The following is a 26,417-nucleotide window of genomic DNA, read 5'->3' on the forward strand; positions in this document are numbered from 1 at the left end:
GGATATGATTGTTGCATATCGCGAAACTTTTATTGCAGTTGCGCCCCATTGACCCCATTGGAATATTCGTCGGAACTGGATGGATATGTCGCATTGCGGAATAGGACGCATCCCTCCATTTTTCTGATAGAACACCTTTGTACCCACCTTGCTCTATATCAGCACAGGCTGGCCGGTAATTCGAGTTTCGTTATTGTTAAGATAGGAAAAGAAGATGGCGATCTATCAAATTGATCCTGAGCGTCTGAGTATCACTGTTGACAATGCCCGCGCGGCTGCGGCCCCTTTTGCTGAACAATATCAGAGCGGTGAGCCTTACAACCATATTTGCATCGATAATTTCCTTCCCGAAGAGGTTTTGCGCAGAGTTCAGAGGGATGTGGCCACGCTGGAAGAAGGCGAAGACAGTGATACATTTGAGCGGGCACAAGAGAACCTGAAAACCCAGTACAATCCTGATCGTCTACCGACCTATTCGCGCGAGCTGTTCCACGCCTTCAATTCCCGCCCGTTTATTCTGTTTCTGGAGGAAATGACCGGAATCAAGGGGTTGATTCCCGACCCCTACTATTTCGGCGCGGGCATTCACCGGATAAGAAACGGGGGGCATCTGGATATCCATGCAGATTTCAACCTGCACAAGAAAATGGTTGTCGAGCGCCGGCTGAACGTTCTGATCTATCTCAACGATGACTGGCGTGAAGAATGGGGTGGTTCGTTCGAGATCTGGAGCAACGATATGAGCTCCAAGATCAAAAGCTTCGTGCCGACCTTTAACCGCATGTGCTGTTTTTCGACAGGATCCGACACGTCCATGGTAACCCCGAGAAGGTGAACCACCCCGACGGTGAACCCCGCCAGTCTATCGCGCTGTATTATTACACGGCCACCTGGGACCCCAGCCGTAAGGCACATTCGACTATTTTCAAGCCGCGCCCAGGTACCGAAGATCAGTTCGACCGCCAATCGCGCCGGCACGAAATCTTGGAAAACTGGTTGCCCCCAGTCGTTTTCCGCAGAGTCTATCCTCGTCTTGCCCGTCTGGGCATCTAATGTACATCAAGCGCGCCCGATGTCGACAGCACGGGCGCGGGCCGAGTCAACAAGTTCAGACCCATGAAAGGCGGCACCCAAGCATAGCCTTCTGTCTAGCCCGTGCAGTTCCGAGTGATCTCAGCCATAATACACCCATGCGCCTGTCTCGTATCAAAAAGTACGAAACAAAGGTTAGACGCGGACAGGTTCTCGCTCAAGGCGGCGAAGCTCCTGCTCCGCAGGTTGCCCTGAACGAGGTTCTGCCGTGGCTCAGGGGTCAAATCAGGCGTCGGTGAGATCGAAAGCGATAGATTGCTTTTGGAGAGCAGAAGTCGGAAAAGACCCCCGACGTTTCTGACGGCCAAAATGCGCAAGACTGGATGTGGAGAAGAAATTGAAAAGAAAGACAGCCCTAATATCGGGAGTTACTGGCCAGGACGGTTCCTATCTAGCTGAGTTCTTGTTGAGCAAGGGTTACGAGGTCCATGGGATTAAGCGCCGGGCATCGCAATTTAATACAGCCCGCCTTGATCATATTTACGAGGACCCTCACAAAATTGATCGAAATTTGGTACTGCATTATGGCGATTTGACGGATACTTCAAACTTAACCCGGATATTGAATGAAATCCAGCCGGACGAAGTTTATAATCTTGGCGCACAGTCGCACGTTGCCGTGAGCTTTGAGGCGCCGGAATATACGGCGGATGTTGATGCGATCGGAACTCTACGATTGCTAGAAGCGCTGCGATTTCTTGGCTTGGAAAGCAAAACTAAATTCTATCAGGCATCGACCTCGGAGTTGTACGGATTAGTGCAAGAAGTTCCTCAGCGTGAAACGACGCCTTTTTATCCGCGTTCGCCCTACGCTGTAGCAAAGCTTTACGCCTATTGGATAACTGTAAATTATCGGGAAGCATACGGAATGTATGCCTGCAACGGTATCCTTTTCAATCACGAGAGTCCCCGCCGGGGCGAGACATTTGTGACACGCAAGATTACGCGCGGCTTAGCAAACATCGCTCAAGGTCTCGAAGACTGCCTTTATATGGGCAATATTGACAGCCTGCGCGACTGGGGGCACGCCAAAGACTACGTGCGCATGCAGTGGATGATGTTGCAGCAAGACGAGCCCGTAGACTTTGTTATTGCGACAGGTCTCCAATACTCGGTCCGCGATTTTATCACATGGTCCGCGCAAGAGTTGGGACTTGAACTGGAATTTTCTGGGAATGGCTTGGAAGAGATTGCGACTGTTGTTTCGGCGCGCTCCGACTTGGCTCCGGCTGTGAGTTCTGGAGATATCATCATGCGTATTGATCCGCGCTATTTTCGTCCTGCAGAAGTCGATACCCTTCTGGGTGACCCGACTAAAGCAAGAGAAAAACTAGGTTGGGTTCCAGAGATTACTGCTCAAGAAATGTGTGCGGAGATGGTTGCAGAAGACCTCTTAACCGCTCGCCGTCACGCATTATTGAAAGAGCACGGTATGGAGCTACCGGTGAGTTTTGAGGGCTAGGTGATGAAAATCTATGTTGCAGGCCATCGTGGAATGGTTGGTAGTGCCATTCTTCGTGCACTCGGAAAACATTCTAATATAGAGCTTATCACGCGCACTTCATCGGAACTCGACCTCCGAAATCAAGAGCAGGTAGCGCAATTCATGGAGGAGGAGCGCCCCGATCAAGTTATTCTTGCCGCAGCCAAAGTTGGCGGGATTCATGCTAACAACACATATCCCGCTCAATTCATCTATGAAAACTTGATGATTGAGGCAAATGTGATCCATCAAGCGCACGTTGCGGGTGTCCAGACTTTGCTGCAATTAGGTTCATCCTGTATTTATCCAAAGATGGCTTCTCAGCCAATGAGTGAAGACGCATTATTAACCGGCGTGTTGGAGCCAACGAATGAACCATATGCTATTGCCAAAATCGCCGGCATAAAGCTGTGTGAAAGTTACAATCGGCAATATGGTCGTGACTATCGTTCTGTTATGCCTACCAATTTGTATGGTCCGGGAGATAACTTCCACCTTGAGAACGCTCATGTCTTACCCGCCTTGATGCGCCGGTTTCACGAAGCAAAGTTAGCGGATTTAAAACAGGTGGTGATCTGGGGTACCGGTGCTCCAAGAAGGGAATTTTTGCATGTGGATGACATGGCCGCTGCGTCCTTGTTTGTGCTTGAACTCCCTCAGGATATTTACAATAGCGAAACCGAGCCGATGCAGAGCCACATTAATGTGGGTTCTGGATCAGACATTACTATTCTAGATTTGGCTCATACGGTGGCTCGGATTATTGGATATGAACATGAAATAGTGACTGACCTAGCTAAGCCTGATGGGGCACCGCGCAAACTTATGGACGTTAGTCGACTAGAAAAACTTGGATGGCAGGCACGCATTGCACTCGAGGACGGTATTGCACAGACATACCAATGGTTTTTGGAAGATCAGGAAGGATTACGCGTATAAGGCCCCTGATCGGGCCGCAGGCGTCTAGGGCACTCCATGAAAGAGCATGTTGTAACTAAGAAATTTGGCGATTTTTTCGATAGAATATACGTCATTAATCTTCCATCACGGCCCGACAGGCTTGATTCTGTCCGGGCTGAAATTAATGCTCTGGGTGTTCATGATCTTAGCTCCAAGCTGTTCATCCCCGAAGCGCCCATCTGTGAAGATGCTGGTGGGTTTCCAACGAAAGGGGTTCGGGGGAACTTCTACAGTCACCTACAGAATATTGAAGACGCGCATAGTAATGGGTTTGAAAGAATTTTAGTGCTCGAAGATGACGCGATATTTCGATCATGCTTGCGGCAACCCTATTACCAAGATTACCTTCTATCGAAGGTAGAAGAGCACGAGTGGTCAATGTGGTTCCCCGGACACTTTTTGACGTCCCATCCCAGAAATTCGGCTAAACCAGTTTACCAAACAACCGCCGGGTTTAAATGGGCGCATTGTTACGCAGTACACAAGCGTGGAATACAGCCCTTGAGGGATTATTTGAAATTGGTAAGCGAGCGCCCGGCCGGACATCCAGAGGGTGGAAAAATGTATATCGACGGCGCGCTGCATCATTTTCGGAAGCAATTTACTGATCAAATCTGCCTAGTCTCGAATCCTGTTCTAAGCATTCAGAAGTCTAGCAATACAAATCTTGGAGAAAGGCAAGATTCTTTTCATCAAGGTGCTGCCCCAGTTATAAAAGAAATGCTCCGTGGTGCCAAAGATGAGTTGTGGCGTCGTACAGGTATGCGTTTGTAGCTTCCGAGGAAGTCTTTCTAATCGCAGTAGTCAAAGGCTATGTATGGGAGCCGTTCCTAAACGGTCGCTTTTGTCACGTTCAATCTCTGCACGAACAATCAAGTTGTTAGCCGTTCCAAAAACCCGTGACAAAACATTTGGGGTTTTGGAAGGTTTTTGTCATCATGGGGCATGATCATCGGTTATGCTCGCGTATCAACCACAGAGCAGAACCTTGACGCTCAGACCGACGCGCTGACTGAGGCGGGCGCGGAGCGCTTGTTCTCTGAGAGAGTAAGCGGAGCCAAAGCCGAACGTCCAGAGCTGGATAAGATGTTGGATCAGCTCCGCGACGGTGACGTAGTGGTGTTGACGAAATATGACCGCCTTGCCCGTTCCTTAACCGGTTCAGCTCATCGTGTTGATCGACCATGTGATCTGGTGGCCGGGCCAAGCTTGCCGGTCCACTGACATCCAGAATTTACCTCAGCGCCGGGCCAGAAAAACAAAAACCTACAATGTTGGATCTAACGTGCCCGTCACGGGTGTTCCCAGCTGATAACCGACCCTTTAGTTTTTGATCTGTCTGGGCTGTCGTTTCTTGTGCAAGCCCTTCAGTTGTTCGGAGGCGCCAGCCTGTTTCTGTCCACGTGGCGTGCGTACATGCGTAACACTGGCTGGATCCGGCTGGGGGACAGTTTCGGTGGGTTCATCTGCATTTGTCTGCACAATAACAGTGGGTTTTGCCAAGATCATACCCGCCATGATCCAAGTCAAATTGTTAATGGGGGCGTTTGGAATCAAGTCCAATAAGTTCACGCTCATCATGATTGCAACGCCGTGCGTAATAAACTCATCCGGCGAACCGGTACATTCTTTGCGCTTAGCCCATAGCCGGAGGAGGGGGAAAGTCAGCAGACCAAATATACAGATATACCCGAACCACCCCAGAACTCCGATGACATAAACCCAATACCCGTCCGGGACCGTCAGAATACGTCCAGTATCGAGATCCATGTTCCGGTTGCGATTCCAAAATCCCCAGCCGGTAAACGGTTTTTCGGCAGCCCGTTCGAGCAACATCCTTTCGTTTTCGAAGCGAAAGTTCAGGGATTGGGCGCGCTCAGCCTGGATCATTTCGGCAACGTCAAGAATCTGGTCAACTGGTATTGCATCCGCCGCACGCAGGATTGGATACGTTAAGAGAAATGCGGCGCAGACCAACATGGCCCATCGTTGCACATGTGGGCGGGCAAACAGTACGATTGGCGCAAACAAGACGGCAAACAGAATTGAACCCACCGTTTTGCATAATATGAGAATGCAAAACAGATAGCAGAGGACAGCGAACTTACGCCAACGTTCTTTGCCGATCGACCCTCGCAGTAGCGCGGCGGTTGCCAAGAGGGACATCATGATGAAAGACGCCACTAACAACCCGTGGCCGAGGAACACATTGGGGCGGAAACCACCAAATCGGATCTGTTGCGCCCAGAGTTCTGGAAAAAACCCATAAACCCAATTGTTCAGCTGGGGGCTTAGCCGAACTTCAAGGAGGATCGGGATCGAATAGATTAAACCCATAGTCATGTAGAGTGTCAGAAACTCCCGCTTGTTGTTGGGGGTTGAGAGAAGATTGTAGCCCAGAACAAATGGGATCAAGATAATCACATGCTTAAGAAGTTCTGAAATCGCATCGCGTGCGGACAATCCTGGCAGCACGACGGGTCCTGCAAAAAACGGTTCAAGGTTGCCCGTCACCGACACAATCGGACTTAGGACGAACCCAACCATCAAAACCGAGACCAGGCGGGAATCTGGGAGAAATCGTATTTTCTGATTCACCATGGTAAGACACAGCACCAAGGCGGTCAGGCTTGGGATAGTGTGTTTGTCCAGCGTTGGAACAAACGGCAGGTCGAAATAGGTGTTAGTGGGCAATATTGCGTAGCCGCCCAGAATCGAGATGACCAGTGCGCGCTGGGGGGGCAATCTCTTGAACAAAACGACCATGATGATTGGCCAGACCAAAAGCATTATATAGGCAAATGAATTAGGCATTGATCCGATCGTGGCGTCAGCAGGGTTTAGGGTTTGGTGTCACATCGGTCATGATCATGTCCCGAGCGATCCCAGTCGGCAAGAAGGTAGTTTGATCCGGCACGCGGATGTGTTCCCGCGGCACGGATCGCGTATGATTCATGTGATCTGTCCAAATATGCAATGCGGATCAGTTGCGACCGACCCCAGCGGGCGAATAGTTGGTCACAACATCCCAGACAATCTCCTGCATCAGTCTTGCCGCTTCGGGGCCGGGATCTGCTGCAGCGGTATTGTCTGCGTTGCTCAACGCATGTGGCAGACCCACCGGGGATGACTGATATAACACAGCGTAATGGACAAGAGCGACTAAATAGGTGCCATAATCGCTCAGGTGAATCGTATCGGTGAACAGGTCGTCTCGGTTTGTTATTGGCCCGACACCACCACGGCGCTCAACTTCGCGCACGTAGCGAGCCATTACTTGACCGGCAGGAATGACATAGACCGGGGCGGGGGTCTCCTCGTAGCCAAGAGCCACACGCAGGATGCCTTTTAACCAATAGCGCTCAAGATCTTTGTCTATCCGATCCAGCCAACCTTCCCTGTCGTCCAGGTTGTGCCATGTCTCATAAAAAAAGATGCGCATGCCCGGATTGGATTGACGGCCAAGCCGGATCCATTTGTGAAGGTGTTCGGCGCTGTTGAAGTATTTGATGGCGGCCCTGATTTCGACCATCTCCGTCAGCACCAGCGTGTTGTATTTTCCCGACGAGAGCGCTTGTTTCGCGTCTTTGTATTCCGCTGGCGTGTTTCTTAATTCGAAGCCGTTAATGGCTTCATGAGGATCCCAATGTGCTCTCAGTGGTGTACCCCAGCCCAATTGGCTGCTGTAGTCGTGGTCCTCATCCGCCAGCTGTTTCAGCATTTCAGGGATGTCCGGACCAACCAGGCTATGCCCCAGATGGAAAACGTTCTGCGGTATGGTGGGCGCAGGTCCTGGCCTGTCGTACAAGGCTTCGAAAGTGGGCACATCAATCGGCCTTGCACCATAAATGCGCAAAACACCGGCTATGGTGGCCGCAGCCACCAGGATACTGGCGGGAATATATCGTTTGATCACGAGGCGCCCCCTAGTCCGCGCAAGGATTCGGCAGCCGCGTTGTCGATTGCCGCGAAACAAAAGATATTATTGCCGAGCGCTCGACTTGTATGCCTGAACTTCAGCTTCGTTGTCCGATCACGCATGGTCAACACAATGGGACTGTCTGACAGCGACGGGAACAGGATTTCCACGTCTTGGAAACCGATTACTTGTCCGATCAGCGGGTAGAGAGCTTTGTATATACTCTCCTTTACGCAGAAAGTCCGTTTTGCCAGATGTCCGCGCTGCTCTATGTTTTGGGTATCCAACCACGCCCGTTCAGACGGGGTACAGATCACCTCTTCTAGGTCGGGGTGCAAAGGCCTGTCAGGTTCGATATCTATACCGATACCGTGTTTGGAAGCCTTGTGTGCGACGGTCGCGATGCAGATGTCATTGCAATGGGTGATCGAGCCGACCACTCCATCAGGCCAAAGCGGGCTGCGATCGGCGGCCATGGGGATAGCGCCCGGAGTGAGGTCGAGATCTTCCATCGCGCGACGCGCGGCCTCACGCCCGGCCGCAAACTCCAATCGACGTTTGTTGACCGCACCTTTGATCGCAGATTCTTCCTCAGGCAGTAAAACTGCGCTTGGAGATTTGGGGTCGGTAACCCCGATACCAAAATCCGGCCCGAGCATCCGACGAATCTCGGCCTTTATAGTTGCACATCTGTTCACGCCGATCTTCTGCGAGCCCGCATTTCGCGTCGACGGGCCATGGCATTGCTGCGGCTGCTGGCTTTTTCCGGTGATGGTGGGGCCGGGTTTGGCTCGGCCGAACCAGAACCTGACTTCTTTTCGACCGTTTCGACGAGTGCTGCGAGAGTAGGGCACCGGAAAAGGTCCGTAATGCTGAGCCCGGGCACATTCAGTTCTTTGCGGATTTCGCGATGCGCCTGTACGGCCAGCAGGGAATGCCCGCCCAGATCGAAGAAGTTGTCCCTGCCGCTGATGTCGGAGACACCCAGAATCCTTGACCAAATTGCGGCAACTTTCTGTGTTGTCGAGCCACCCGAGACAGGTTCGGTCACAGGTTGCGCATCGCGGGGTTTCAGCGCCACAGGGGCAGGCAGGGCTTTGCGATTGACTTTCCGGTTCGGTGTCAGCGGGAAGCTGTCGAGCGTCACGAAATGTGTCGGCACCATGTAGTCCGGCAATTGCGCAGCCAGCGCCTGACGCAATGTTTTTTCATCCACAGGATAATCGACTGTCAAATAGGCCGCGAGTTGCACTAGATTTGGCGTGTCCTCGCGCGCGATGACAACCGACTGTCGCACACCGGCCTGTGTATCCAGCAGGCTTTCGATCTCTCCCAACTCAATACGATAACCGCGCAGCTTGATCTGATGGTCCGCTCGTCCCAGAAAGTCGAGCCGTCCGTCCGTCCGCCAGCGGACCAGATCGCCGGTGCGGTACAGCCGCGCGTTCGGGTCATCCGAAAACGGATTAGACACAAACCTCTCGGCGGTCAGGTCTTCGCGCAACCAATAACCGCGGGTTACGCCTGCGCCTCCGATGTAAAGCTCACCGGCCACACCAATGGGGACGGGGGTGTTGTTTTTGTCCAGCACATAGATCTGCGTGTTGGCAATTGGGGTTCCAACATTCACCACGCCCTCTCCAGCGGTCGCAGTTTCGGTCGTCGACCAGATTGTCGTTTCCGTAGGCCCGTACATGTTCTCGATATGTGCCGGAGAAAGCTTGTTGATCTGTTTGACCAATGAACCGGGCAAGGCCTCACCGCCGATCATCATGTGTTTGATTTTGGACAAGGCAAATCTGGCTTCGTCACTCATCAGGATCATCTGCGCCATGCTGGGGGTGCATTGCAGATGGCTGACCTTATGGCGGATGATCTGGGCGGCGATGGAATAGTCATCCTCAGCCAGTTCTGTATCCTGATTGGACAGGCGCAGCACCTCGGCCAGAGGCTTCAGCCCCTCCATCACCTGATCGACCGAAATGCCATAGTCGATCAGGCAGGCAATCTCATCCACGCCGATGCGTTTCAGCTCTTCAACCCGGTTCAGACAGTCCTCAACAGTACCGAACAGGCCGGAATCCTCAAAATAACGCAGGAAAGCGAAATCGAGGATGCCTTCGAGTTCCTCATCAGACAGGCTGCCCAGATCCAGTTGAAATGGGTTCGACACGCCTTTCGGTTTCTTGAAGGCCGGGAAGGCCCAGGCATATTGCTTGATCAGCCCGGCAGCCGAGCGCAAGTAATCCTTCATCGGCTCGCGCGCGACCTCGCGCACCTCTTCGCGGTCCTGACCTACATATGTATGCAGCATCAGGGTGACCGTGTGGTCTTCGGGATCATGGCCCGCTTCGCGCAGGGCGGTGTGGTAGATGCCGATCTTGTCGGCAACCTCCTGTACGCTCTGGCCCAGAAGGTGGGTCAGGACGTTGGCCCCGATGGCCCCGGCCTCGCGCCAGGTGTCCGGATTGCCCGCAGTGGTGACCCAGACGGGCAGTTTTTTGGAAACCGGGCGCGGTTGGGTGACCACTCCGTGCATCTCGCCGGTTTTGGTGGGGAACTCCACTGTTTCGCCGGCCCAGAGCTGACGAAGGGTTCCGATCGCCTCCAGCATCGCGGGCTTGTTTTCTGGCGGCGTGTTCTCTGGTCGCAAAACAAAATCATCGGGCTGCCAGCCCGAGGCAATGGCCAGCCCCGCGCGCCCGTTGGTCAGGTTGTCGATCACCGCCCATTCCTCGGCAATGCGTGCCGTGTGATGCAGTGGCGCGACGCAGCTGCCCGCGCGTACCCCGATATTCTCGGTCACCGCGGCCACAGCGGCTCCGGTGACCGACGGGTTGGGGTAGGGGCCGCCAAAGGCGTGGAAATGGCGTTCAGGTGTCCAGACGGCGCAGAATCCGTTCTGATCACCGAACTTCGCGCCCTCAAGCAGCAATTTGTACTTGTCGCGCCCGACGCCATCGTCGTTGCCCCAATAGAACAGGCTGAACTCCATCCCTTTGCCGGTGATGGATTTTCCGGGGGCCGTATCACCGGCTACGAGGGCGCGGTTTTCGTCATCGCTGAGAACAATCTTGAACCCGCGCGCCAGCGTCCAGAACAGTTCCAGCACCGAGATGTCGAAGGACAGGCTGGTGACCGCCAACCAGACCCCGACCGGATCGCGACTGATGCGGTCGTCCATGCCGGTGAAGAAGTTGGACACATTGCGATGTTCGACCATGACCCCCTTGGGGCGCCCGGTCGAGCCGGAAGTGTAGATCATGTAGGCGAGATTTTCCGAGGTCACGCCGCTGTCGACATTACCTGTGGGTGCAGTTTCCAGCCGCGTATCTGTGTCCAGCAGCAGAGCCTGAGCACCGTGATCCGGTAGCGCCGACGCAAGCGCGGATTCCGTCAGAACAACCTTTGCGCCGCTGTCCTCAAGGTAAAGCGCCGTTCGATCTGCAGGGTAGGCCGGGTCCATCGGGACATAAGCCCCGCCCGCCTTCAGAATGCCCAAGGCACCAATCAGCAAAAGCGGAGAGCGTTTGACATGAAGACCCACAAGCGTGTCGGGTCCCACGCCCATTTCGCGCAGGACGTGCGCAACCTGATTGGCCAGGGCGTTCAGTTCTGCATAAGAAAAGCTCAGGTTCTCAAAGACGAGTGCAGGAGCGTCGGGGGTGCGTCCGACCTGAGCTTCAAAATGCTGATGAACGCAGGTGATTTCGTCATAGACGGTGGAGGTGTTGTTCCAATCCTGCAGAATCTGAACACGTTCCGTATCTGGCAGGATGGGAAGCTCGGCAATGGGCAGGCGCGCATTGACTGGATCAGAGAGTGAATAAAGCAGACTCTCCAACCGGGCAGCGAACAAATGCAGAGCCGCTTCGGAGATATGGCCGCTATCGGAGAACAAAACAGTCTGCCCTCCGGATATGGCCAGGGTCAGGCTGGTACCTGGAACAAGCCCGACGGACACCTCATCCGACAATCCGACCACCGGTGTCTGCAGGGCCGCCGCCTCGGGTAAGCGTGCCGGAAGATCGCAGGCAAACTGGCCCAACCCTTGGGCGTTCTCAATGGCTTGGCTAAAGCTCTCTTGCGCTTCTGAAAATGCCTGTTCCGCAGTAAAACGTACCGGAACCCAGCTGTTGAGGTAGGGCGTCGCGTTGTTCAGATGCAGTGCCAGGTCGAGGGTCGAGCTATCGCCGAGGCGCGCCATCAGGGCTGCCAGGGCAGCTTTGGCCGTGCCATCTGTAAGGTCATCCGGTACATGCAGCGCTTGTGACCGGGGGGCACCGGACGGCATTGCCGTGTTGACCAAAGGAATGTCGACGGATTGCAGTGCTTCCAGACGTGTGCGCCATTCCGGCTCGGATGACAAAGCATCGGCGATATGCTGATTGATCAATATCGCCTGTTCTGCGGTCAATGCGGGCAAGGCGCTGCCACCATTCAAAATGCCATCGATCGGCACAGGCGCGCCCAGAGTGTTGCGCAGATCATTGATCTCAAGTGCACCATCGCTGGTCGCAACAGTCACGCTTTCAGAACTGCTAGCAAGAATGGTACCGGGGGCCGCATCGGTTTGCTGATCACTCACTTTGGCCGCGCCGACCAGCCAGATCTGGCCATCGCGCTCAACCTTCGGACGGCACAGCGGGTTCCAATAATCCCCGTGGTCCAGCGCGCGGACCAGTGCGGCCAACTCTTGCGCCGGTTTTGTGAAATCCAGCCGGGCCGCCGCCTCGGGGCGGTCGTTCTTGGCGAAATAGCTGCGCTGCGACAGATCTTGCGGGGCAGGGGGGTGATCCGCCTCCAGTGCCCGGATCACATCCGCAAAGCTGTCGATCGCCGCACCATAGCACTTGGTGTTCAGGGTCAGGGCGGTCTCGGAGGCGTTGATATCAAACAGATTTTGGGCGACGATCCCGCCCTCATCCACGCCGCCCGAGATCATGTGCCAGGTGATCCCGTGTTGTGTTTCCCCATTCAGAATGGCCCATACCGGCGCGTTGAGGCCTGCATAGCGTGGAAGCGGACCATCATGGAAATTGACGGCACCTTTTTGGGCGTTATTCAGCAGCGTTTGCGACAACAGATCAAGATTGGCGATGCTGAGCAGCCAGTCGAAAGACACCCCTTCGATCCGATCCGGCAAATCGCGGCCCGGCGCATAGAGGGGCAGTGAGTGCGACTTGGCCCATGCCTCGACATCTGTGTTGCGTGTGGCTACACCCTGAATGTTGTGTCCTGCCTCCAGCAGCATTTCCCCGCACTGAATGACAAGGGATTCATGGCCGATCAGAAATGTGCTGAAAGACATCTTCATTCTCCAATAACGGGCTTGGGCTGGGCGTCCTGTTTGCGTTTGCGCAAGGGCCCGCGCAAGCAAGCGGACACATCATGCCAAGCAAGAGTTCGCAAAAAATGGGGCGGCACACCGCTTCGCTTGCGTGTAATTAAGCAGCGCAGCCAGTGCAGAAAGCCACCTGTCAAATGCACGCAGGTAGCGGAGGCAGCGTAAAAGGCCCCGTGGTTTTTAACAAAGTAGTGCAGGCGCGAGTCAAACCAGTAGTCTGGCACCCGGTTCCAGTTTTTCATGCCGGTCGAAACTGACCCGATATGCATTACTTCGCTGGTACGCACGTAATCGGTGCGATACCCAGCCTGTGCCGCGCGAAGGCAGAGATCGGTTTCTTCGAAATACAAAAAAAACTGTTCGTCAAAAAGACCGATCTCATCCAGAACGCCTTGCCGCATCATCAGGCTCGCTCCGGCCAGCCAATCAACGGGGCGGGTTTTGGAGGGGATGGGAATGGGAACGATCCGGTTTTTGAATAACCGGGTGACGGGACTAAAGTTGATGCTGCTTTCAAACTCGCTTGCGATGGAAGGAAAGCGGAAACTAGTCAGGTGGGGGACGTTGTCATCGCCAAAGATGTAGCTGCCTGCAAAACCTGCTTCGGGCGTGGTTTCCAGATGATCAAGCAATATGCGGATGGCATTCGGGGCGGGAAAGGCATCGGAATTCAGGATGTAGACGTAATCGGGCCGTTTGCAATCCGAAAGGCCCGCGCGAATGCCAACGTTATTGCCTGCGCCAAAACCTCCGTTATGGCCCGATTGGACGACGCGAACGCGATTGCCTTGATCCCAGCCGTGTTCCTGAACATGCGCTGAGATGGCCTCGAAAGACCCATCCTGTGAGTCATTGTCTACAACGATGATCTCTCCGGCGATCCCCTCGATAGCCTTCCTTGCGGCATCAATGGACCGCAAGGTCATATCTGGCGTTTTGTAGTTCAGGACAACAGTCAGAAGTACGGGATCAGACATGGTTATTCTGCCGCCTCCTGCAAAGTAGGTCGCAGGTTCATGATCTGGCGTTCGGCGTTTTCAAGGCAGGTTTTCATCTGTGCCGCCAGCACCCGCACGTTCGGTTCCAGCACCATCGAATCATGATCTCCGGGCACTTCGAACACTTCAATGTTCTGGGCCCAGGGCGTCCAGTCATTGTCATGGGTCAGATAATAACGTTCATGGTGAACAAGTTTACCGGGCGCGACTTCCCATTCGCCGACAAGCGGCGGTCGGAAAAGGGTCAATGGGCCGTCCCAGGAGCGCAAGGGATAGTGGTTCACGCTTTCCAGGAAGGCGGCCTCGATTTCGGTATCATGAAATTGCTGCCCGGATTCGGCCGTTTCGTCCTTCGGCTGGCGCTTCTCGATTTCCCATGCGATCCGGTTTTTTGCCCACTGGATTGGATAGTTCGCGCCTTTGTCGCGCAGCTCCAGCCATTGGATCATCAGGCGGTCGCGTTTTGTCAGAGGACGACGCACAGGCAATGGTGTGTCGAGCATAACCAACGCAGCGATCTCTTCGCCAGCTTCCGTCAATTGGCGCGCGATTTCATAGGCAGTAATGCCGCCTCCTGAGAAGCCACCGAGCATGTACGGCCCCGCAGGTTGAACCTGCCGCATCTCAGCGATGTAATCCTTTGCGGCTTCGCGCAGATCGTGGTGCGGATCTTCGTCCCCGTAAAGGCCACGGGCCTGCAGGCCATAGAAGGGCCGGTTGGTCCCGACAAGATGTGCCAGATGGCGCAAATTGAGCACGTTACCGAACATGCCCGCCACAAGGAAGAAAGGAGTCTTGGTTCCGCCTTCGCCGGAATGCATGGGTACCAGATGGCTAAAACGGCGTTCCGGTGTGGCCGGTGCAGCAGTTTCCGCTGTATCTCCGTCGCCCCCGTCTTTTGACACACCGCGAGCGGCGATCAGATCGGCGCATTTTCGGATTGTTGGTGCCTCGAACAGGACCGAAATCGGGAAGTCCACGTTGTAGGCTTTACGGATCTGTGCAAAAAGGCGCACGGCGATCAGAGAATGCCCGCCCAGATCGAAGAAGCTGTCTTCAACACCAATTTCATCAACGCCCAGAAGCTCTTGCCATAACCCGGCAAGCCGGCGCTCGATATCATTTTCTGGCGCAACATAGTCAGAATCCAACTCGGGTCGCTGGAATTTCTGATCCGTGCTTTCGGCAGCAGCACCGCTGTCGGCAGCCTGAGCAATCAGGCCATCCAGGTCCAGCGATGACAGGATTACCTGCGATTGCCCGCTAGCCAGCGCTTTGAAGAACAGGTTCGGCCCTTCAGCTGCCGGAATGCCCTGTGACAGGTTATGGCGCAGGCGTTCTTCGGCCGGGGACAGGGGTGGTGGAGTATCCAGTTCCGATCTGATCACTGGGATGTTTTCGCTAAACGCAAAATCTGCGGCGCTTTCCATCCGGCGGATCGAGAAACCCTCGACCTCGACACAAACTGTACCGTCGGGCGCTGCGACGGTGACATCAAAGCTAGCGGTTTCACCCTCGGCGCGATTGTCGCCCGCATTTCGGACCCAGCTGACGATCTCTGATGGTAGGGGGCTGTAAACGCGCACAGAGCGATAGGAGACTGGGACCCACAGGTGAGACGGTTGATAACCTTCGATCAACTCCATTGCCCAACCGGTGGCCAGATCCATCAGGCCGGGATGCAAGTGATAGCCTGTATTGATATCCGCCTGCAGCTCGGTTGGCAGAGACAGATGGGCTAATCCTTCGCCCGTCCCCAGGGCCGTTGATGTCAGAACCCGCCAGTGCGGTCCGAAATTCAGATGCGCCTCCTGACAGGAGCGCAGGCGCCCGGTGCCTTCTGCTTGATGTGCCGTGCCGCAGCGGGTCGTTATACCGGCGATATCCAGAGGCTTCGGCGCAACCAGCGGCAACAGTGACAGTCGGGCCTGGGCGTTGAGCTCGAAAGCCGCATCCGTGCCGCTTTCAACGGTCAGATCATAGCCAACATCGCTGCGTGGCAGAAGAAGCTTGACCTGTTGATCTTGGCTATCCAATACTGACAGGGGCCGCAGGAAATACAGATCGCGGATTTCAAACGGACCGGTTTCTCCCTGAACACGCAGGGCCTCGGAGGCCAGCTCCAGATACCCGGTACCAGGGACCAAAGCATGGCCAGCCTTGGTGCGGTGATCATTCAGGAACCAGCGATCATGAGCATTGTAGGTCGCGCTCAGCAGGCGGTTGCCAGTGTCATCGAAGCTTGCCTGATCCAGCATCGGCATATTTGCCGAAGTCACGGGTGCGGGCTCAACGGACCCGCTCCGGGCCTCCATCGCGTCTGCGGCCATACCGACATCGGCCCAGATACCCCAGTTGACCGACAGAACGCACGTTTTTCCACCCGCGCGGGAGCGAGCGTAGGCGTTCAGGTAATCATTGGCGGCCACATAGTCGACCTGACCCACTGGTGCCGTTGCGGTCGAGGTGGACGAGAACAGAACCAACCAATCAAGCGCGCCGTCCGGGAAGATTTGATCGATGACCTGTGTCCCGTGGATCTTGGGGGTGAATAAATCCTCGATCTCCATCATGGTCTTGGTCATGATCGGCGCATCGTCGATCAGGCCAGCTGCATGGATCACACCGTTAATCTGGCCAAATTCCTGTGTTGCGATTTCAACGCATTGGCGCATCTGTTCAACATTGCTGACATCGACCGACATCGGCAGAACCTTGCCGCCTGCTGCCTCAAGCTTTTCAATTGCGCGGATGCGGCGGGCGGTTTTATCCCGTGGGGCTGAGTTGCTCAGCACATTGTCCCACTGGTCTCGAGGTGGCAGTTCACCGCGCGCAAGCAGGACGATATTGGCATTGACCTTGCCAATGAGCGCCTCGGCCAATGTCAGGCCGATGCCACCAAAGCCGCCGGTGATCAGGTAGGTACCGCCATCGCGTAGCGGTAGGTCATCCAGAGAGGGTTCTGCAAGAACCTGTGGGCGATACCCCAGTTCAAACCGCTTCCCAGACCGGATTGCTGCGGTGAACGAAGCCGGTGGGGCCAGCAGGTCTTCGAGAATCTGATCAGCCAGGCCCTCCGGCAGGGAAGGCGGACGGCGTTTACCTGAGATTTGCGGCAGGTCGATATCCAGTAACGCGCACGTCAGGCCAGGGAATTCGCGCGGGATCACCCGGGTCGGACCGGTCACGGTTCCTTTTTCTGGATAGGGCAGGGTCTCATCCCGAACCTGCAACGCGCCCGAACTCAGCACGTGGAGATGCAGGGGCATCGGCAGGTCTTCATCGCCAATAGCCTGCGCCAGGAAGAACAGGCTGAAAAATCCCTGTTCCAGATTGCGGTGGAAAAAGCTGCCGCCGGGTCGGAAGGTTTCCTCCTGTGTCAACAGCCAGCCATGCACGATCCGGGTCGGGATACGTTCCTGCGCGATCAGATCGCGCATCAGTGCATCATAGCTTTCACGCCCCCGCTCAGGCGCCAGTTGGTAGTGATCATCATCGATGCGGACAAAGGCATCACCCGGTTTAACCGTGATAACATTGTGTCCTGCTTGCTTCAGCCGCGCAGCCAGACTGACGCAGAGCCCGGCCTCATCCGCAAAGATCAGCCAGCTTTCCTGTGGCGCATCCGAAAGATTACCGGTGGTATCGACATCGCAGGCCGCGTATTTTGGCGTCCAGGCGACGCGATAGCCCCAGTCGTCAGCATCCTCGGTCCGCATCAGCCATTGACTGGCCGTATCCGCCTTGGTTTTGCCGGGCTCAATGAAATAGGGTGACCGCTGGAAGGCATAGGTCGGCAAGGCCACCTTGTTCCGGCGTGCCTCACCCCAGATCTGACCCCAATCAAAGCTTCCGCCCAACGCCCAGATACGGCCCAGCATGGCCATGAAGTAGGCATCGTCAGCCACGTCATCATTCGGATGGCGCAAGCTGCCGATCACCTGATTGGCGTCCACCTTGTCATGCTGGCCGGTCAGCGAAGCCAGCGCTTTGCCCGGTCCAACCTCGATGAAAATACGTTCGGGGTTTTCAGACAGCGTGGTGATACAGTCGGCGAAATGAACGGTGTTGCGCAGATGGCCGACCCAGTATTCGGGGTCCGTGGCCTCGGCCTCGGTGATCCAATTGCCGCTGCGGTTCGAGGGGAAGGGGATCTGCGGTGCCTTCAATTCGATCGAGCGCAGATAGTCACCGAATTCCTGCAGAATCGGCTCTAGCATCCGCGAATGCGCGGCGATATCAATCGGTATACGCTGGCAGTCGACACCCTGATTGCGCAGACGTTCCTCCAGATCGTCCAGTGCTGCCTGAGGTCCGGTTGCAACGCTCAGGCTCGGGGCGTTGACGGCGCCCAGATCAAGCTCGTCTCCCAGCAGCGGTCTCAGATCATCGGCGGGCAGGGGGACGCTCAGCATGCCGCCAGCGGGCACCGTGTCAAACAGACGCCCGCGCAGGTGCACCAGACCGATGCAATCCTCGAATGACATCACACCAGCCACGCAAGCGGCGGCGTTTTCGCCCATCGAATGGCCGACCAGAGCGGTGGGCTGAACACCCCATTCCATCCACAGCTGCGCCAGCGCATATTCGGTGATCATGATCAGCGGCAGCTGCACCGAGGGCGTTTTCAGTCGCTCATCCGCGGCCTCTTCCTGACCCGGTTCGGGCAACCAGATCGCGCGGATATCGTAATCGAGCTTGGCCTGCAGGATATCCAGACCCCTATCCATCCAGTCGGCAAAGACCGGCTCGGTCTCATAGAGGTCTCGTGCCATCCCGGCGTACTGAGCACCGCCGCCGGGGAACATGAAGACATGCTCAGGCGCGTCCGAGATCACCGTATGGGTGAAAACCCGACGTGGATCATTTTCCTCAAGGATCGTGGCGGCGTCTTCATGGGTTTCAGCGACGATGACGCGCCGCTTTTCGAACCCGCGTCTTCCGTTTTTCAGGGTCCAGGCGATGTCGGCCAAATCCTGATCGGGATTGGCGCGCAGATGCTCAGCCAAAGCAGTGCTGTTGGCGTCCAGTGCCTTTTTGCCTCGCGCAGAAACCGTAAGGATTTGAAACGGCCAATCCGACGGCTCGGATGCAGCCCGCTCGGGCGCTTCCTCCAGAATGGCATGCGCATTGGTCCCGCCAACGCCCAGCGAATTCACCCCGGCGCGGCGCGGGCCTTTGTGCGATACCCAATCGGTCAGAGTGTCATTCACGCGGAATGGGCTGTTCTCGAAGTCAATCGCAGGGTTGGGCTTTTCATACCCGAGACTGGGTGGAATCTGCTTGTGATGCAGTGCCAGCGAGGTTTTGATCAGGCTGGCCACTCCGGCGGCCGTATCCAGATGGCCGATATTGGTTTTGACCGATCCTAACCGGCAAAACCCCGTTTCCTGCGTGGTTTCCGAAAACGCCTGCGTCAGCGCGGCGACTTCAATAGGGTCACCTAGATAGGTGCCGGTGCCGTGGCATTCGATGTAATCCACCGTGTCGGCCTGAACATCGGCCATCACATGGGCCTCGGAAATCGCTGCTGCCTGACCATCAACGGAGGGTGCCAGATACCCGGCCTTGGCCGCGCCATCATTGTTGATCGCCGTGCCCCGGATCACGCCCCAGATGTGATCGCCATCCTCAATGGCATCGGACAGACGGCGCAGGATGACAGCGCCCGCGCCTGAGCCAAACACCGTGCCCTGCGCGCGATGATCGAATGCATGGCAATGGCCGTCTGGCGACAGCACTTCACCCTCTTTGTAGACATAACCCCTATTGTGAGGGAGTTCGATTGTGACCCCCCCGGCAATCGCCATATCGCATTCACCGGTCAGCAAAGCCTGGGTCGCGAAATGCACCGCAACCAGCGAGGTCGAGCATGCCGTCTGCACATTCACACTCGGCCCTTTGAGGTCGAGGATGTGGCTTAGCCGTGTCGATAGAAAGTCTTTGTCATTTCCAGTATGGCGCAGCAAGAACATGCCTACGTCATCAACCAGATCCTGGTTGGAACAGACATTGAAATAGAAATAGCTGCCCATCCCACAACCGGCAAACACTCCGATAGGTCCAGAAAAATTCTCTGGTGGGTGGCCGGCGTTTTCTAGCGCCTCCCAAGCGACCTCCAGAAACTGGCGGTGCTGCGGGTCCATTATCGCGGCTTCTTTCGGAGAGAGGCCAAAGAATTCGGCATCAAACTCCTCGAACCGATCCAAAGGTGCGGCGGAGGGAACATAGTCAGGCCGCTCAAGCAGGTGCGGGGTTTCCCCGTCTGCAATAAGCTGCTCTCTACAGAGTTGGCGGATCGATTCCACCCCCTCGCGCAGATTGGACCAATAGGTGTCAATCGAAGACGCGCCAGGCAAATGCGCGGCCATGCCAACGATTGCGATATCGCCGTCCCTGGCAGAAGTATTCACTGTAGAACCATCCATTAATAAACCGGTTTGAGTTTATGTCGCACTGTAGATATTGCCAAACGAAAGTGGCGAGTGCGTGTCAATTTTTTGAGCTTCTGCTGCACACGGTCCCCATCACTGTGATGCAGGGACTTTGTAACACTAGGAAAATACCGCTTTCGAGCCTTGGGCTAAGGATTCTCAAAGTTGAGGAGGGCTGATCGATGGTTTCCGAACATTCTACAATCTGAAGCAGGAAAGCTTATTGCGTCAGCCTAGGGGAGTCGTAGATTGGCGCGGAACAAACTGCATTGTAGCGAAGCAAAAGTTGCCTAGATTCCTGTGGCTCGGACGACTACGCCTACCGTGGAATACAGAATACCCAGATCGGTTCTAAGGTTCAGATTTCTGGCGTAAGAGGTGTCGAATTCGGCTCGACTTGCGAATGAACTGGCGTTGCGCTCGGATACTTGCCAGGACCCTGTCATGCCGGGACGCAGCGAAAAGTATGCCTCACCCGGATACAACTTTTGCTGTTCAGGTAGCATTGGACGCGGTCCAACCAAGCTCATCTCTCCTGTCAGCACATTCCACAGTTGCGGTAGTTCATCCAGCGAAGATTTGCGAAGCGCATTACCGAAAGGTGTGATCCGGGGATCGTCCTTTAACTTTTGCGTTTCGTCCCACTCGCGGCGGGCAGCGGGATTCGCTGACAGAAAATCATCAAGCATCAACTGTGCGTTCGGAACCATCGAGCGCAATTTCCACATCTTGAAAGTCCGGCCATCGCGGCCAACACGGGATTGTCCATAGAATGGGTTTGAACCATCGCGAGCAACAAAGAGAGCCAGAACCAGAATGATGGGCGCCACTATTGGCAAAGCTAACAAGACAATTGCCAAGTCTAACAGGCGTTTAAACACATTGCGGTAGAGCTGAGGTGTATTTCTGGCTGTCTGACCGGTCTGAATAACAGAACCACAGGTCCTGGCATCGGCGCGAATGTTCGTATCTTGAATAGACATATCAACCTTTAACCTTAAGCCCAAACCGGCTTCACTATTACGCAGCAACCCATGGGGCCAAAAATATCCCCGCACACTCGGAACGCTATTGGCACTACATACTACGAAACTGTGCCCTATGTACGTGAACAAGTTTATACAGTTTCTAACGACATCTCAAAGTGTGAATTTGGCCCAATCGACTTTTTTCCGCCATATTTAAAGCACAATTGGATATATTACCTGACATTGTTCCCTGCAGTAGAAATGCAAACAATTATAAGTTGCAACTCAATTCCCTGCTCTGCTTATGCGTGGCTTGCCGTCAGTATGTAGCTCGCTAGTTTTGATCCCGAGACGAGGCTATTGGAATGATTCGCACAGCTGACGAACGAGTGACAAAAGTTAACCAACTCAGGCATTCAGAGAGCCAGCATTGGGGCGAGCATATGTCGGCGATACACCGACGCTGCCGTTGACGTATCAGGCCGACCTCAGCCAGCCCTCAGATCAGCACCCAAGCCGTCGAAGGCTGTGGAGCCGCAGACCCCTTCTCGTTTCCTCGGCCACTATTTCAGAAGCAATTCAAGATATTCGCCATAGGTGGATTTCGCGAACAGTTTTGCGCGTTCGACCAAGGCCTCATCATCAATCCAACCATTCACCCAGGCAATTTCATCCAGGCTCCCGGTTTGCATGCCTTGCCGGTCCGTTAAGGTGCGCACGAAATTACTGGCATCCAGCAAAGACCCATGAGTACCTGTGTCCAGCCATGCAAATCCCCGGCCCATGGTCTGAACGTCCAGCCGCCCTTCGACCAGGTAAGTCTCGAGCAGTGAGGTGATCTCGAGCTCTCCGCGTGCGGAAGGTTGGACATGGCGCGCGCGGGCGGGAGCGTCAGCATCCAGAAAATACAGCCCAGTAACCGCATAGTGTGAAGGCGGCACCTTGGGTTTCTCGATGATGGCGCGCGCTTTGTTTCCGTCGAAATCAACGACGCCATAGCGCTCTGGGTCTGCCACGCGATAGGCGAATACTGTACCGCCTTGCTCGTACGCATCGGCAAGACGCAGAAGGTCGGGTAGGCCATGGCCGAAGAAAATATTGTCACCCAAAATCATTGCAGATGGAGCGCCCGCCAGAAACCCTTCGGCCAGGATGTAGGCCTGCGCCAGGCCATCAGGGGAGGGCTGCGTGATCCAGGTCAGGGACAAGCCATATTGGCTACCATCGCCCAATAGGCGCTGGAACTGCTCTTGATCCTGCGGCGTAGTGATTATTGCGATCTCTCGGATGTTCGACAGCATCAGAACGCTGAGTGGATAAAAGATCATCGGTTTGTCATAGATCGGCAGCAGCTGCTTTGAGATCGCCATCGTGATTGGGTAAAGCCGTGTGCCAGAACCACCGGCAAGAATAATACCTTTGCGCTGCATAGATAATCCTCTCAAATATCAGTCGTCTGCGGAATTCAGTTCGGCCAAAACTTGGGCCAGGCCAGCTTTCCAATCGGATTGTGGGATTTCATAGACTTCCTTTAGGCGAGAACAATCGAGACGCGAGTTCAGGGGCCTGGCGACCCGAGTCGGATAGTCCACGGTCAGGATATCTTTGATTTGAGTCGTCAGATCCGCTTGTGAAATAATCTCACGGGCGAAATCGGCCCAACTAACGTTTGGAGTACCCGAATAATGAAACAGTCCGCCTTCGGTTGAAGTTCCAGCCTTCGCAATTGCCAACAGGGTCTCGGCGATATCAGCTGCAGGCGTTGGCCCTCCGATCTGGTCTGCAACAATGGTCAGTTCGCTTCGGGTTTCGGTCAGCCGAAGGATGGTTTTGACAAAGTTCTTACCATGAGCGGAAAACACCCAGCTTGTACGCAGAATGGCGTGCCAGCCTTCGGCTTCGGATATCTGGCGCTCTCCGTCCAGTTTGGTTCGGCCATACACCCCCAGAGGACCGGTCGGGTCTTCGATGGCCCGAGGGAACTCGCCGGATCCATCGAAGACATAATCGGTCGAGATGTGGAGGAAGGGCAGGCCCCGTTCCGCAGCGGCGTGTGCCATAGCACCCGGTGCATCCCCATTAACCAACTGAGCCAGGCCAGGTTCTTCCACGGCACGATCTACTTCCGTATAGGCGGCGGCGTTGATGATCACTTCAGCATCTGTGCGGCTGACAATTTCAGCGCACGCTGTTGGATCAGACAGATCTGCCCGAGATCGATCCAACGCTTCAAGTCTAACGCCATGCGAACGCGCGCGTCTGCGTAGCTCTGTCGCCACCTGACCGCGATTGCCGAAGACCAGCGCTTTCATCGAGCAATCCCGAGTCGTTTGCCCACTCCACTTCGGGTCCGCAACGCGTTGAGCCATTTGTCATTTTCAAGGTACCACTTCACAGTCTGCTCAAGACCCGTCTCCGGAGTGTAGGACGGACGCCAGTTCAACTCACTTCGAATTCGGGTCGGATCAATCGCATAGCGGCGGTCATGCCCGGGGCGATCGGTGACAAATGTGATCAGATCGGAATAGGGTGCTTTTCCCGGTCTCAGCCGGTCCAGAATCGTACAGAGCATCCTGACCAGATCGAGATTGGTCATCTCATTCTCACCACCAATATTGTAACTGCGGCCCAGTTTGCCTCTTTCCAGCACAAGCAACAGTGCTTCGGCGTGATCTTCGACATGCAGCCAGTCGCGGATGTTATCACCCGCCCCGTATATTGGGATGGGTTTGCCAGACAGTGCGTTCAGGATCACCACGGGGATCAGTTTTTCCGGAAACTGGTAGGGACCGTAATTGTTCGAGCAATTGGTCAGCACCACCGGTAGGTCATAGGTTTCGCGCCAAGAACGGACAAGATGATCAGAGCTTGCCTTTGTGGCCGAATAGGGCGAATTGGGCTGGTATGGGCTATCTTCGGTGAAAAAGCCGGTCTCGCCTAAGGAGCCAAAAACTTCATCAGTCGAGATATGGTGAAACCGGAAAGTGTTGGGCCGGCCTGCATCGGTCCAATAGGCACGGGTCGCTTCCAACAGCACATAGGTCCCGGTCACATTCGTGTCGATAAAGGCCGCAGGGGCATCGATCGAGCGGTCGACATGGCTTTCGGCAGCCAGATGCATGATCGCGTCAGGCTGATGACGGTGCAGAATTCCAGACATAGCTGCCGCATCCCGGATATCCGCATGTTCAAACGCGTATTCAGGCGTATTTGAAACAGAAGCGACGTTATCCAAGCAGGCCGCGTAGGTGAGAGAGTCGACATTCACGATTGAATGCCCATCGGCAATCGCGCGCCGAATAACAGCAGAGCCGATAAAACCCGCGCCGCCCGTGACCATAATCTTCATTAACCATCCTCAATCGTAAACGGGGAATCCATGTCTCGTAAAAATGGGGCTGTTTTGTCTTTATCGGAAATTTTTGGTTCGGCCATATCGAGGGGCCAACTAATTCCAATATCAGGATCATCCCACCGAATGGCGCCCTCTGTTTCCGGAGCGTAGGTGTCTGAGCACTTGTAGACGATCTCCGTATCCGGCTCTAAAGTCATGAAGCCATGTGCAAATCCAACCGGAACCAGCAACATCCGCCCATTTTCAAAACTGAGTTCCGCACCAACCCACAGGCCGAAGGTAGGCGAGCCCTTTCGAATGTCTACGGTGACGTCAAAAAACCGACCACGTCCGCAGCGCACCAGTTTGGCCTGAGCTCTTGGAGGGGCTTGAAAATGTAGACCGCGCACTGTGCCTGCAGCTCCAGACAACGAGTGGTTGTCCTGCAAGAACACTGTTTCGATGCCATGGTTGACAAAGCTGTCGCGGTTATAGGTTTCCTCAAAAAAGCCGCGATGATCACCAAAACGCCTTGGCGTGATCAACTGGATCTCAGGGATATCAAGAGGTTTTATGTCCATGATTTCAAACTTCTCGTTCCACGGTTCTACAGGTTTAAACTCAGTAGGGCTAATACAGTTGTTTGTATCGTCTGCGTTTTTGTCAACGATTTAAAAGCGATGTATCGATCACTGTAGTGTCCGAGTGCACCGGAACAAAGCCACCCCGTAATGACAGAATGCCCTGAGTACCGTGCCAAGGCGTAGTCCGCTGCTGCGATCGGGAAGCGGGCCGGTTACGACCGGTACAGATCTGAGCTGTTTCACTAACATCAGCGATGACGATAACGGGATGCGCGACCCATGTTTGTACTCAGTCAGGCTCCTGGCCTCAATTAGATCATCGCCGCCGACCTGAAAGAGTACGAACGAGGCGACCGTGATTACGATCAGACAAAACGTACCCCAGTTGACGGTGACAAGGGGTGCCTACTGATGCGACTGATTGACTGAGGGGCAGACACTTTCTCAGAAGCTCTCAGCTTTTGGGCGTAAACCGTCCAAGCGCGGCGGCCAGGGTTTGCTGCAGTATTTTCAGCTTGCCGGAGAACCCCGCGATCTTGGTGGGCGTTTTGCCACTCTTGGGATAGCTGCGTGACACCGGAACTTCGGTGACACGCAGCCCAAGCTGCCCGGCGCGCACACTGAGATAGAACAATAGCTCATAAGCGTTGAACACGTCACGGAACGGCTGCACGGCAAGATTGAGAAGATAACGCGCAGAATAGGCGCGATAGCCGTTTGTTGTGTCTGTCAGCTTCGAGCCCGATGCCAGACTCAGCATCGGCGCATGGATCATGCGGTTTGCAATCGTACGTTCGAGTGGCGTGTTTTTGTGGGCGCCATCCGGATGATAGCGCGAGCCCTGAACATAGTCATAGCCTTCCGACAATTTCTGCAAAAACAGAGGAACGGCATCCATGCCATCTTTCCCGTTGCCATCCACGGTCACGATGCTTTGGTACCCTTGCTTCAACGCCCACGCATAAGCCATGCGAAGTTGGGCGCTGAGTTTTCCGGGCCCGGTTTTGTTCAATCGTGCGCGTACGCCCACGTCCCGCAGGAAATCCTCTTCCAGTGAGCCGTCGGTAGATCCGCCATCGGCAATAATGATATCAATCGGGTGGTTTAGCGCGGCAAGATTGCGCAACTGCCCTTGAATCCGCTCGCCCTCGTTCAGGACAGGTATCACCAGCACAGCGTCATGCTGTTTCGGGCTCAACTCTAGGCTATCGAAGTCCGGCACCTGCCAACTCGCGTCATCAACGGTGGCAAGCGATGGCACAGCGTCCTGATATTCGGTGTCGGTATTGGGGGACATC

The 26,417-nt window shown here is 55.0% G+C and carries 17 protein-coding genes; 5 read left to right on the forward strand and 12 right to left on the reverse strand.

The features are described 5' to 3' along the window. Positions 1–214 precede the first annotated feature (214 nt). The 5 genes from ACRZ91_RS19210 (at position 215) to ACRZ91_RS19230 (ending at position 4,759) form a co-directional block, all read left to right on the forward strand. Positions 215–835, forward strand: a complete 621-nt coding sequence (locus tag ACRZ91_RS19210; RefSeq protein ID WP_480907868.1) for a 2OG-Fe(II) oxygenase — start codon at positions 215–217, stop codon at positions 833–835. Positions 836–1,417: 582 nt separating this feature from the next. After that, positions 1,418–2,554 (forward strand): GDP-mannose 4,6-dehydratase, encoded by a 1,137-nt coding sequence (gene gmd / locus ACRZ91_RS19215; RefSeq protein ID WP_480907870.1) that lies wholly within the window; start codon positions 1,418–1,420, stop codon positions 2,552–2,554. Positions 2,555–2,557: 3 nt separating this feature from the next. After that, entirely contained in the window at positions 2,558–3,514 is a 957-nt protein-coding gene (fcl, locus tag ACRZ91_RS19220; protein WP_480907872.1) for a GDP-L-fucose synthase, read from the forward strand. 36 nt (positions 3,515–3,550) lie between these two features. Next, a complete protein-coding gene (locus ACRZ91_RS19225; RefSeq protein WP_480907874.1) occupies positions 3,551–4,309 on the forward strand; it encodes a hypothetical protein in 759 nt (252 codons plus the stop codon). Positions 4,310–4,480: 171 nt separating this feature from the next. Beyond that, on the forward strand, positions 4,481–4,759 hold the full coding sequence (locus ACRZ91_RS19230) for a recombinase family protein (protein WP_480907876.1): 279 nt from the start codon (positions 4,481–4,483) through the stop codon (positions 4,757–4,759). A gap of 99 nt (positions 4,760–4,858) precedes the next feature. Here the strand turns inward: ACRZ91_RS19230 and ACRZ91_RS19235 are convergent, their stop codons facing one another. The 12 genes from ACRZ91_RS19235 to ACRZ91_RS19290 all read right to left on the reverse strand — a co-directional run bounded on the left by ACRZ91_RS19235 (position 4,859) and on the right by ACRZ91_RS19290 (position 26,416). Further along, complete coding sequence (locus ACRZ91_RS19235) at positions 4,859–6,349, reverse strand: O-antigen ligase family protein (protein ID WP_480907877.1); 1,491 nt, start codon at positions 6,347–6,349, stop codon at positions 4,859–4,861. Between the two features lie 169 nt (positions 6,350–6,518). Beyond that, entirely contained in the window at positions 6,519–7,451 is a 933-nt protein-coding gene (locus ACRZ91_RS19240; protein WP_480907879.1) for a hypothetical protein, read from the reverse strand. After that, a complete protein-coding gene (locus ACRZ91_RS19245) occupies positions 7,448–8,152 on the reverse strand; it encodes a 4'-phosphopantetheinyl transferase family protein (protein WP_480907881.1) in 705 nt (234 codons plus the stop codon). Before ACRZ91_RS19245 ends, ACRZ91_RS19240 begins: the two co-directional genes overlap by 4 nt. Further along, a complete protein-coding gene (locus ACRZ91_RS19250; protein ID WP_480907883.1) occupies positions 8,149–12,765 on the reverse strand; it encodes a MupA/Atu3671 family FMN-dependent luciferase-like monooxygenase in 4,617 nt (1,538 codons plus the stop codon). The genes ACRZ91_RS19245 and ACRZ91_RS19250 overlap by 4 nt, the downstream gene beginning before the upstream one ends. Positions 12,766–12,767: 2 nt before the next feature. Further along, the gene (locus ACRZ91_RS19255) at positions 12,768–13,778 is read right to left on the reverse strand and encodes a glycosyltransferase family 2 protein (protein ID WP_480907885.1); all 1,011 of its coding nucleotides are present in this window, start codon (positions 13,776–13,778) and stop codon (positions 12,768–12,770) included. A gap of 2 nt (positions 13,779–13,780) precedes the next feature. Continuing rightward, complete coding sequence (locus ACRZ91_RS19260) at positions 13,781–20,227, reverse strand: type I polyketide synthase (protein ID WP_480907887.1); 6,447 nt, start codon at positions 20,225–20,227, stop codon at positions 13,781–13,783. Between the two features lie 296 nt (positions 20,228–20,523). Then, positions 20,524–21,216, reverse strand: coding sequence for a sugar transferase (locus ACRZ91_RS19265; RefSeq protein WP_480907889.1), 693 nt, complete (start codon positions 21,214–21,216; stop codon positions 20,524–20,526). 548 nt (positions 21,217–21,764) lie between these two features. Beyond that, on the reverse strand, positions 21,765–22,631 hold the full coding sequence (gene rfbA, locus ACRZ91_RS19270) for a glucose-1-phosphate thymidylyltransferase RfbA (protein WP_480907891.1): 867 nt from the start codon (positions 22,629–22,631) through the stop codon (positions 21,765–21,767). A gap of 18 nt (positions 22,632–22,649) precedes the next feature. Further along, positions 22,650–23,513, reverse strand: a complete 864-nt coding sequence (rfbD, locus tag ACRZ91_RS19275) for a dTDP-4-dehydrorhamnose reductase (RefSeq protein ID WP_480907892.1) — start codon at positions 23,511–23,513, stop codon at positions 22,650–22,652. Next, positions 23,510–24,550, reverse strand: a complete 1,041-nt coding sequence (gene rfbB, locus ACRZ91_RS19280) for a dTDP-glucose 4,6-dehydratase (RefSeq protein ID WP_480907894.1) — start codon at positions 24,548–24,550, stop codon at positions 23,510–23,512. Before rfbB ends, rfbD begins: the two co-directional genes overlap by 4 nt. After that, a complete protein-coding gene (gene rfbC, locus ACRZ91_RS19285) occupies positions 24,550–25,116 on the reverse strand; it encodes a dTDP-4-dehydrorhamnose 3,5-epimerase (protein WP_480907896.1) in 567 nt (188 codons plus the stop codon). The genes rfbB and rfbC overlap by 1 nt, the downstream gene beginning before the upstream one ends. Before the next feature lie 457 nt (positions 25,117–25,573). Further along, positions 25,574–26,416 (reverse strand): glycosyltransferase family 2 protein, encoded by an 843-nt coding sequence (locus ACRZ91_RS19290; RefSeq protein WP_480907898.1) that lies wholly within the window; start codon positions 26,414–26,416, stop codon positions 25,574–25,576. Between the last annotated feature and the right edge of the window lies 1 nt (position 26,417).

The organism is Ruegeria sp. O11 (genome assembly GCF_056535285.1).